Source organism: Vibrio sp. 10N.261.55.A7 (genome assembly GCF_002877365.1).
Taxonomy (GTDB): domain Bacteria; phylum Pseudomonadota; class Gammaproteobacteria; order Enterobacterales; family Vibrionaceae; genus Vibrio.
The window spans coordinates 2671-4079 of record NZ_MCWZ01000109.1 but is presented as its reverse complement, the minus strand read 5'-3'; the positions used below and the strand labels follow the sequence as shown (position 1 = coordinate 4079).

The 1409-nt window shown below is 40.8% G+C and carries 1 protein-coding gene; it reads left to right on the top strand.

All coding sequences use genetic code 11. The features are described from left to right. Window positions 1–779 precede the first annotated feature (779 nt). The gene (yqfB, locus tag BCU12_RS07855) at window positions 780–1091 is read left to right on the top strand and encodes a N(4)-acetylcytidine aminohydrolase (protein ID WP_241909776.1); all 312 of its coding nucleotides are present in this window, start codon (window positions 780–782) and stop codon (window positions 1089–1091) included. Window positions 1092–1409 lie beyond the last annotated feature (318 nt).

Sequence of the window (1409 nt, the reverse complement as noted above, 5' to 3'; positions counted from 1 at the left end):
TCTCGGCTTGAAGTCTGGCATGTTCGGTAAAGTTAGTGGTAACAGCCACTTAGTAAAGCGTTAGTCGTTTAATGCTTTGAAAGGTTTTAAGGTTAAAGTTGGTTCAGTAACTTTCGCGTATTGTTTTACTGGCAACGTTTTTTGGCGCTACTGGATCGCATGATATTAATGTTCAATTTAGGGCGCTTCGTTTGGCCGAGTTAAACGCATAGCCTTGCCCTAAGTAAGTTCTACAAATGTCGAGCATTGGTTTTAATAACAAAAGCTTGTGCCAATAATCAGTATTCAATGGCAAAGCCACCGACTAACAAGTTAATTAAGTGGACTTATCAACGCTGGGCGCTCTCGGCTTGAAGTCTGATAGGCTCGGTAAAGTCAGTGGTAACAGCCACTTATTAAAGCGTTAGTGGTCTAAGGCTTTGAAAGGTTTTAGGGTTAAAGTTTGTTCTGCACTCGTCGCAATATTGTTTTACTGGTGTAGCTTTTTGGCGGTTCGGGGTCGCATGATGTTAATGTTCCATTTAGGGCGCTTCGTTTGGCCGAGTCAAATGTCGAGTTGCTGCCTAAGTAAGTTCTACAAATATCGCGCATTGGTTCAAATAATAAAGGCTTGCACCAATAATTAGCATTCAATGGCGAAGCCGCCCACTAACAAGTTAATTAAGTGGACTTATCAACACTGGCCACTCTCGGCTTGAAGTCTGATAGGCTTGGTAAAGTGCGTGGTAACAGCCACTTATTAAAGCGTTATGTGCTTATCAGAAAATAGGAGTAACTCATTGGATAAAATTACTTTTTTCTCGCGAATGGAACGTCAGATATTGGCAGGTCGGAAGGTTGCGACTATTCGTGATAAATCAGAAAGCCTTTACTCTATTGGGCAGGTTGTTGAGGCTTATACGTACGAAGACAATCGAAAAATCTGTAACCTAGAAATTCTAGGTAATGAACCAGTAGCTTTCGAACAACTTAATCAAATGCATGCCAAAGCTGAGAATCTACCATTTGTTTTTATTCTCAAATGGATCCTTCGCAAAATCTATCCAAACGAAAATGGCTTGTATTTCATAACATTCAAAGTATTAAGGTAAATGGTGAGCTTTCTACTTATCGCAACTACGCACATAACAAGCAATTCAAGCAGACTGTCAACGCGTGGCATTTTCAACTCGATTAGCTTCAGTGATTACGGTGGTGAATTTGAGTGTATTTGGTAGCGTTGTCAGCTACTTAATTGGGCGTTAGTGGTCTAAGGCTTTGAAAAGTTTTGAGGTTAAAGCTCATTTGGTAATTGTCGCAATATTGTCTTACTGGCAAAGCTCTTTATCGTTCGGGGTCGCATGATGCTAATGTTCAATTTAGGGCGCTTCGTTTGGCCGAGTTAAATGCCAAGTTGCTGCCTAAGTAAG